Origin of the sequence: Chryseobacterium contaminans (assembly GCF_001684955.1) — a bacterium.
In the GTDB taxonomy this organism is placed as follows: Bacteria; Bacteroidota; Bacteroidia; order Flavobacteriales; family Weeksellaceae; genus Chryseobacterium; species Chryseobacterium contaminans.
Window position 1 is genome coordinate 85,882 of record NZ_MAYF01000223.1, and the last position, 7,897, is coordinate 93,778.

The window sequence follows — 7,897 nt, forward strand, 5'->3', positions numbered from 1 at the left end:
GAATAATTATTTATAGTAAATGAAGAAGCTTGTCTCACTTTTTACTGGATAGCCTCCGTATTTTACAGGCTCAAAGTTAGTATATTTTATAAACTTTTTAATCTCCTTTTCAAAATAAGGAATATATTTCAGATTACGATCATTATAAATATTATGCTTGAATTCTTCTTTTAAAACCTTTCCTTTTTCATTTAATGTGAGTGTAACAGCAGTGTTTGAATGATATTTTTGAGACGGGTCATAATTTTGGTAACCTTCAGGATAAGCAACGTTTTTAAAAAAATCCTTATTCAGTAGGTCATTGCCATCATTATAAATAAGATAAGTACCTTTGTAAGTCCATTCAGAATGTTCATTTCTATCAAAAATTTTTCCAGGATGTTTTTTTACGTACTGAGCAACCGATTCTGCAACAAGCCCATCAACAAAATCTTTACCGAATTTTTTTTCAGTCAATTCTGTCATCATCGAGTAATAGCATCCCCCTGAATAACCACCACTATCACTTCCCATCCATTCTCCTCCCCAAATAATAGTATGCTTTTTTAAAACTTCTTTGAGCTCTTCACCAGGTAGAAAATTGTCACCATAAGGAGCAGCAATGTTGATGTAATATTTATTTTGGATTTTTGAATCATTCTCCGCCCGAATTGAGTCTTCACGGCACCGCTCTTTATTATATTTTATTCTTGCCTCATAAGCCTTCTTTCTCCATTCATTAAGAGAATCATTTTTTAAAGCAGTTAATTCCTGAGCGTATAAACAACTTTGTAAAAAGACGAGTAAGAATATGGATAATTTCATTGTTTATTTATAAAAGTTACTACCATCCAAATATTCAAAAACTTCGGGTGGTAACATAGGCCTTACATTCTTACCTTCTTTTATCATATTACGGATTTCTGTAGCAGAAAGTTCAATGACAGGAGCTTTTATCATAGAGATATTCTCATGCTGAAGATATTCAGAATCTTTCTTTTCTCCTTCAAATACCCTTGGGTAAACAATAATATGATGGTTTTTAATCAAAGTATCAGCATTTTTCCACTTATGAAGACTATCCAGGTTGTCTTCGCCCATAATCAGGCTGAAAGAATAGTCTGGGTGCTTTTCATGAAGATAAGTAAGTGTATCAATAGTATAACTTGGCTTCGGAAGAGAAAACTCCACATTGGAAGCACGCATATTCGGATAGTTTTTCACCGCTAGCTGTACCATATCCAATCTATTGTGGTCTTTCAACAAAGATTTTTTGTCCTTGAAAGGATTTTGCGGGCTCACTACAAACCACAGTTCATCCATATCCGAATTTTCCAGAATATAATTAGCTAAAATAAGATGACCGATATGGATCGGATTAAAAGATCCGAAAAATAGACCGATTTTTTTCATATTTGTTTAGATAGCAGGGAGAATCATATCGCCAATGATTATTTAATCCCTAAACTTTACATCCTTTATATTAAGATAATGAGTCACATTGCCTTTCCAATGATTTTCTTCCAGCGTAAAAGCAAGATCAAAGTTTTTATTTTTAAAATCATCTACAAACTGACCCAGCTTAAAGCCGACACATTCAATATTTCTTCCCGTAGATTCCTGCTTGATATAAAACTTCAGGTGATTATTATCTTTACCCATTGTTTTTACATAGCCGGAAAGCTTCTGATTGGAAAGAGTAAAGATAGGTTTCATATTCTGAGGCCCGAAAGGTGCCAGCTTCCTGTGGAAATTAATAAATTCCCTGTTGATATCATCAATTTTAATTTCAGAATCAATCGTAATGGAAGGTTCCTTTTGATGTTCCTGAATTCTTTCAGAAACAATTTTCTCAAATTTAACCTTGAAAGCTTCAAACTTTTCTTTCTCCATTGATAATCCTGCAGCAGCATGGTGTCCCCCGAATTTAAGGAAATATTCAGAACACATATCAAGTGCCTCATGAACATCAAAATCAGAAACAGATCTTGCAGAAGCTACCATTTCACCATTATTCCCGTCTGTAAATACCAGTGTAGGTTTATAATAGGTTTCAATAAGTCTGGAAGCCACAATTCCAATCACTCCTTTGTTCCATTCAGGATGATAAACAATCGTGGTATGTTTCGTTTCCTGCTGAGATTCTATAATCTGATTTAAAGCTGAAAGAGTAGAGTTCATATCCAGCTCACGCCTTTCATCGTTGAGGTTCATGATATCACTCACAATCTGGTGGGCATGTTTCAGGTTTTCAGAAACCATAAGTTCTACAGCAGCTTTTCCATGGGAAATTCTTCCTGCAGCATTTATTTTGGGAGCAATTTCAAAAACAATATTTGAAATTTCAAAATGAGATAGTTTATCTTCCGGAATTAATAATCTTAATCCAAGATTTCTTGTTTTTCTCAGGGTTTTCAATCCCATTTTTGCAAGAACCCTGTTTTCACCGGTCATCGAAACAATATCGGCTGCTATGGATATAGCAAGAAGATCCGTGAGCTCAAATAATTCAGCATCCGGAAGTTTATAAATGGTATTAAGTCCCTGGCAAAGCTTAAAGCCTACACCGCATCCGGAAAGTTCCTTGAACGGGTATCGGCAGTCACTTCTTTTAGGGTCAAGTACGGCTGCTGCATTAGGAATTTCTTCACCGGGAAGGTGGTGATCACAGATAATAAAATCTATTCCAAGACTGGAAGCATAATTAATCATATCAAGAGCCTTGATTCCACAGTCTAAAGCAATGATTAGTGAAAAACCATTCTCTTTGGCAAAATCAATTCCCTCTGTAGAAATTCCGTATCCTTCAGAATTTCTGTCCGGAATATAGTAATCCAGATATTTTTTCTCAACAATCTTGCTGAGATAAAGATACATTAAAGCAACTGCTGTAGTTCCATCCACATCATAGTCGCCATATACCAATATTTTTTCGCCATTTTCAATGGCTGTGGCAATACGCTCTACAGCTTTTTGCATATCTGCCATTAAAAACGGACTGTGTATATCGTTAAGGTTTGGTTTGAAAAATTCTCTCGCCTTCTGATAATTGTCAATTCCTCTTAGAACGAGAAGTTTAGATTCAAAAGTACCAAAACCAAGTGACGAACTTAGTCCGTCCACAACTTCCTCATCGGGTTCGGGCTTGTAAATCCATTTTTGACTCATGTTCACAAAAATAAGGAAAAAAAATAGCATTTTGATGGGATAGGGAGCGAAGTTTTGACTTAATAATTGTTAAAAATTGATTACCTTCGTGCTCCAAATTTAAATGACTATGAAAAAAATTATCGTATGCCTTACTTTTTTAGGCGCAATGAACTCAATGAATGCACAATTTAATCTCGGAAAAGCTGCCGGGGTTGTTACAAAGGGTGCAAAAGCTTTAACGTTTACAAACGAAGATGCAATCAAATTATCCAAAGAATCTGTAGACTGGATGGATAAAAATAATCCTGTAGCGGGACCAAAAGATCCTTACACCGTAAGATTGAATAAACTGTTTGGAAAACACAAATCACAAGATGGGCTTAATTTGAACTATAAAGTATATAAAGTAAAAGATATCAATGCTTTTGCTTGTGCAGACGGAAGTGTTCGTGTATTCTCTTCTCTGATGGATATCATGACAGATAACGAGTTATTGGCTGTAATTGGTCACGAGATCGGACACGTTAAAAATCAGGATACAAAAGATGCCATGAAATCTGCCTATTTAAAAGCAGCTGCATTAGACGCAGCTTCATCAGCATCTGGTGCGGTAGCTACTCTTAATGACAGCCAGATAGGGAAGATGGCTAATGCATTTTTAGATGCTTCCCATAGCAAAAAGCAGGAATCAGAAGCAGATACTTATTCTTATGATTTTATGAAAGCTAATAAATATGATGTAGTAGGCGCTTATACCGCTTTTAAGAAACTAGCTTTATTATCAGAAGGAAGTGCACAATCCGGATTTGAAAAAATGTTCAACTCTCACCCCGACAGTGAGAAAAGAGCTCAGAACATCAAAAAGAGAGCTGAAAAAGACGGGTTATGGAAAGATCCGGGAACTGTTGCTATTCCAACAACGAAACTTACAAAATAATTATTTTATTTATTGTTAAACGAAAATACCTCAGAGCATTGCTTTGAGGTATTTTTATATTCATTGAATGTATCAGATTAAGAATACATTTTCTCTCTTAATTCCTTTACTTTTTTATCAGCAAGATACTCATCGTAAGTCATCTCTCTGTCGATGATTCCGTTAGGAGTCAATTCGATGATTCTGTTACAGACAGTCGACAACATTTCGTGGTCATGAGATGCCAATAAAAGGTTTCCTTTGAAGTTAGACAATGAGTTGTTCAATGTGGTAATACTTTCAAGGTCTAAGTGGTTGGTAGGCTCATCTAATAAAAGAACGTTTGCTTTCTGAAGCATCATTCTACTGAACATACATCTCATTTTTTCACCTCCTGAAAGTACTTTACAAGATTTCAAGGCTTCATCACCGGAGAATAACATTCTACCTAAGAATCCTCTTACGAACTCTTCGTGACGTTCTTCGTCATTCTTAGTAAATTGTCTTAACCAATCAACCAAGCTTAAATCTTCCTGGAAGAACTTAGTGTTATCTAAAGGCATGTGAGACTGGTTCGTAGTAACTCCCCAGGCAACAGTTCCTTTATCTGCTTCAACATTTCCAGCCAAAATTTCGAAAAATTCCGTGATTGCTAAAGAGTTTTTAGAAAGTACAGCTACTTTATCACCTTTTTTAAGGTTTAGGTCGATATTAGAGAATAATAATTCTCCGTCTTTTGTTTTTTCAAGACCTTTTACATCAAGGATCTGATCTCCTGCTTCTCTTTCCATTTCGAAAATAATCGCTGGATATCTTCTTGAAGTAGGTTTAATGTCGTCGATGTTCAGCTTATCAATCATTTTCTTTCTTGCGGTAGCCTGTTTCGCTTTTGCTACGTTAGAACTGAATCTTGCAATGAAATCCTGAAGTTCTTTTTTCTTCTCTTCAGCTTTTTTGTTAGCCTGAGCTCTTTGTTTTGTAGCTAATTGAGATGCCTGATACCAGAAAGAGTAGTTACCTGTATAAAGGTTCAGCTTAGAATAATCTAAGTCACCGATGTGCGTACAAACCGTATCTAAGAAGTGACGGTCGTGAGATACTACAATTACCGTGTTTTCATAATCAGCAAGGAAATCCTCTAACCAAGAGATTGTATCAATGTCAAGGTCGTTGGTAGGCTCATCCAGAATCAATACATCAGGATTACCGAAAAGTGCCTGAGCCAAAAGAACCTTTACTTTGTCTTTATTCTCAAGTTCACTCATCATTTGCCAGTGCATATCATCAGTGATTCCTACGTTAGAAAGCATGGTTTGTGCATCAGATTCGGCAGTCCATCCACCCATTTCATCATAGATTACACCTAATTCACCTGCCTTAATTCCGTCTTCATCGGAGAAATCTTCTTTTGCGTATAACGCATCCATTTCCTCCTTTATCTCAAATAATTTTTTATTACCTCTTAATACAGCTTCAAGAACAGTATACTGATCATAAGCAAAGTGATCCTGTTCTAAAACTGACATTCTTTTCCCTGGCTCCAGAGATACGTGACCTGTTGTAGGATCTTGCTTTCCTGTTAATATTTTAAGGAATGTAGACTTTCCCGCCCCGTTTGCTCCGATGATCCCGTAGCAGTTTCCTTTGGTAAACATAATATTTACCTCGTCAAAAAGAACTCTTTTCCCGAATTGTAAAGATAAGTTAGATACTGTTAACATATAGTTTTGTAAATTTGGCGCAAAAATACAAAAAGAATTTGGGTATTTTGTAATAATATAATAGTCAAGTTTTTAAATGTATGGTATTTTTTATATATTTCATTAACGAAATTTTAAAATGATGAAGATTGAGAAAACAGTTAACATATTAAACAGAAGAGCCCGTTTTGAGTATGAAATTCTTGAAGAATATGAAGCCGGAATGGTTTTAACGGGTACAGAAATAAAATCTTTACGTTCTTCCAAAGCATCTATCACAGAATCGTTCTGTCAGTTTATTGATGGGGAGTTATACATCATCAACATGATGATTGATGAGTATAAATTGGGAACTTTTTACAACCATAAAACAAAAAGGGAACGGAAATTGCTCTTGCACAAAAAAGAATTGCAAAAACTTGAAAAAAAGTTAAAAGATGCAGGGAACACGATTATACCTTTAAAATTATATATCACTGACCGAGGTAAAGCAAAAGTGCTGATAGCGCTGGGGAGAGGGAAAAAGCTCTTCGATAAAAGAGAGGCCATTAAAGATAGAGAAAATAAGCGGAACCTGGACAGAATATTAAAGAAAAGTTAAAAATCATTTGAAAAACTTTGTATATAAAGAAAAATTATATTTATTTTGCATTATCAATTATTTAATCATTTAATTCTATGAAAAATCTAAAATTAGGAATTTCAGCATTGGCGCTTACCGTTGCCTCTACTGTTTTCGCACAGACTACCAACAATCCGTGGTTAATCGGAGTTGGTGCTCACGCTGAAAACCATGTAGCAGCAAGATCTAAATTCGGTAATACGTTCTCTGCGAAAAATTTGACGAAGAATCTGTTCAACATGAACAGCTATTCTATTACACCTCCATTATCTAAGTTAACAGTTGCTAGAAACATTGGTAAAGGTTTAGTTATTGACTGGCAGACTTCTGTTGGAAATGTTGAAAACAAAAGATTCAACATGGGGAAAGAATTTTTCCTAATGACAGGTATTGGTTTCCAGGCTAAAGCTGCAGGCCTTTTATGGAACGAAGAATCTTGGTTTGATCCATATTTAAGAGTTGGTGCTAACTACCTAAGACATGACTATACAGGACAATCATTCCCTAAGAATGGTCTTGATGCTAATGGTAATGTATTAGATTACAATGTAACAAACGGAAAAGATGGTAACGAGAATGGTAAAGCTAACTTCTTTACTGTATCTACAGGTGCTGGTGCTAACTTCTGGGTAACTAAAAACTTCGGTCTTGGTATCCAAGGAGATTATGTATCAACTCCAGGTGATCACTCTACTGTTGCTAACTTCTGGCAAGCTTCTGCTTCTATCTTATTCAGATTCGGAAACAGAGATAGAGATAAGGATGGTATCCTAGATAAAGACGATCTTTGTCCAGATACTCCAGGTTTACCAGAATTCCAAGGATGTCCTGATACTGACGGTGACGGAGTTCCAGATAAAGACGATCAATGTCCAGATGTAGCTGGTCCAGTTGAAAACAACGGTTGTCCTTGGCCAGATACAGATGGTGACGGTGTAATCGACAAAGATGATGCTTGTCCTACTGTAGCAGGTCCTGCTGAAAACAAAGGTTGTCCTTGGCCAGATACAGACGGTGACGGTATCCTTGATAAAGACGATGCTTGTCCTACTGTTCCAGGTCTTCCAGAATACAACGGATGTCCTAAACCAAAAGGTCAAACAGCTATCGACGTTGAAACTAAATTGAAGAGCGTTTACTTCGATTTCAACAAAGCAACTATCAAAGCTGAATCTAAAGATGCTCTAGATGCTGCTGCTGAAATCATTAAGAAAGACGGAGGTAACTATCTATTAGAAGGTAGAACTGATGCTAAAGGTGCTGCTGCTTACAACTTGAAATTATCTAGAGAAAGAGCTGCTTCTGTAGTTGCTGCTTTAGATTCAAGAGGTGTAGATGCTAACGCTCTTAAATCTATTGGTGTAGGTGCTACTAAAGCTACAGTTTCTGCTAAAGCTTCAGACGCTGAAAGACAAGTAGACAGAAAAGTAGTTGTTAAAGCTATCGAAAACGAAGCTGAGTGGAATGCAATCTCTAAGAAAGATTACGCTGATGCTCCAGTTAAGAAAGCGACTGCTAAAAAAGCAACTA

At 36.1% G+C, this 7,897-nt stretch carries 7 protein-coding genes; 3 read left to right on the forward strand and 4 right to left on the reverse strand.

What is annotated here, in order from left to right:
• Positions 1 to 6: 6 nt before the first annotated feature.
• The 3 genes from BBH99_RS12440 to recJ are packed head-to-tail and all read right to left on the reverse strand — an operon-like array spanning position 7 to position 3,147.
• Complete coding sequence (locus BBH99_RS12440; protein WP_066696053.1) at positions 7 to 804, reverse strand: hypothetical protein; 798 nt, start codon at positions 802 to 804, stop codon at positions 7 to 9.
• 3 nt (positions 805 to 807) lie between these two features.
• The gene (nadD, locus tag BBH99_RS12445; RefSeq protein ID WP_066696064.1) at positions 808 to 1,392 is read right to left on the reverse strand and encodes a nicotinate (nicotinamide) nucleotide adenylyltransferase; all 585 of its coding nucleotides are present in this window, start codon (positions 1,390 to 1,392) and stop codon (positions 808 to 810) included.
• Positions 1,393 to 1,434: 42 nt separating this feature from the next.
• Positions 1,435 to 3,147 carry a single-stranded-DNA-specific exonuclease RecJ gene (gene recJ / locus BBH99_RS12450; protein ID WP_066696068.1) on the reverse strand — a complete coding sequence of 571 codons (1,713 nt, stop codon included), beginning with the start codon at positions 3,145 to 3,147 and terminating at the stop codon, positions 1,435 to 1,437.
• A gap of 109 nt (positions 3,148 to 3,256) precedes the next feature.
• Here recJ and BBH99_RS12455 point away from each other — a divergent pair, with 109 nt between their 5' ends.
• Positions 3,257 to 4,066, forward strand: coding sequence for a M48 family metallopeptidase (locus BBH99_RS12455; RefSeq protein WP_066696100.1), 810 nt, complete (start codon positions 3,257 to 3,259; stop codon positions 4,064 to 4,066).
• Between the two features lie 77 nt (positions 4,067 to 4,143).
• Here BBH99_RS12455 and BBH99_RS12460 read toward each other — a convergent pair whose 3' ends face one another.
• Positions 4,144 to 5,766, reverse strand: a complete 1,623-nt coding sequence (locus BBH99_RS12460) for an ABC-F family ATP-binding cassette domain-containing protein (protein ID WP_066696071.1) — start codon at positions 5,764 to 5,766, stop codon at positions 4,144 to 4,146.
• 121 nt (positions 5,767 to 5,887) lie between these two features.
• Here BBH99_RS12460 and smpB point away from each other — a divergent pair, with 121 nt between their 5' ends.
• Positions 5,888 to 6,346 carry an SsrA-binding protein SmpB gene (gene smpB, locus BBH99_RS12465; RefSeq protein ID WP_041462062.1) on the forward strand — a complete coding sequence of 153 codons (459 nt, stop codon included), beginning with the start codon at positions 5,888 to 5,890 and terminating at the stop codon, positions 6,344 to 6,346.
• A 77-nt stretch (positions 6,347 to 6,423) separates the two neighbouring features.
• Positions 6,424 to 7,897, forward strand: a 1,474-nt coding sequence (locus BBH99_RS12470) for an OmpA family protein (protein ID WP_066696077.1), incomplete at its 3' end; no start/stop codon positions are given.

Excerpts from the sequence above, each read along its gene's own strand:
- BBH99_RS12440 (WP_066696053.1), bottom strand. The coding sequence starts at position 804 with ATGAAATTATCCATATTCTTACTCGTCTTTTTACAAAGTTGTTTATAC.
- nadD (WP_066696064.1), bottom strand. The coding sequence starts at position 1,392 with ATGAAAAAAATCGGTCTATTTTTCGGATCTTTTAATCCGATCCATATC.
- recJ (WP_066696068.1), bottom strand. The coding sequence starts at position 3,147 with ATGAGTCAAAAATGGATTTACAAGCCCGAACCCGATGAGGAAGTTGTG.
- BBH99_RS12455 (WP_066696100.1), top strand. The coding sequence starts at position 3,257 with ATGAAAAAAATTATCGTATGCCTTACTTTTTTAGGCGCAATGAACTCA.
- BBH99_RS12460 (WP_066696071.1), bottom strand. The coding sequence starts at position 5,766 with ATGTTAACAGTATCTAACTTATCTTTACAATTCGGGAAAAGAGTTCTT.
- smpB (WP_041462062.1), top strand. The coding sequence starts at position 5,888 with ATGAAGATTGAGAAAACAGTTAACATATTAAACAGAAGAGCCCGTTTT.